Annotated in this window: 1 protein-coding gene; it reads left to right on the plus strand. The window is 49.6% G+C overall.

Annotated features, from left to right (window positions below; all coding sequences use genetic code 11):
- The coding region (locus OCH80_RS10250) for a zinc ribbon domain-containing protein (protein ID WP_404540675.1) at positions 1-211 on the plus strand (211 nt) is incomplete at its 5' end.
- Between the last annotated feature and the right edge of the window lie 156 nt (positions 212-367).

Here is a 367-nt window from a genome sequence, read left to right on the forward strand (position 1 = left end):
CATGCTGGAATACAAGTGCAAGAAGTACGGAAAGATCCTCATCAAGGTCAATCCAGCATACACCAGCCGAATCTGCTCAAAATGCGGCAAGGATACGGGCAAGAAGCCACTGTCAGTGCGGGAATGGGACTGCCCATTCTGCAAGGCGCATCATGACCGTGACGTCAATGCATCAATCAATATTTTGCTTAAAGGACTTGCCCAGCTCTGAGAGAGCTGGGCAAGAAAAAAATCGTACCGTCAAACAGCAGTCAATGCGGCTTGGCGGAATCGTCGGAGGGGGCACTTCCGTGATAAATAGACTGACCTCTGTTTTTGCACTGCTGTTCAGCTTGCTGGACAGAACCAGTAAAAAAGCAGGCTTGAC

Origin of the sequence: Lactobacillus sp. 23-2, assembly GCF_044902225.1 — a bacterium.
Taxonomy (GTDB): domain Bacteria; phylum Bacillota; class Bacilli; order Lactobacillales; family Lactobacillaceae; genus Lactobacillus; species Lactobacillus absianus.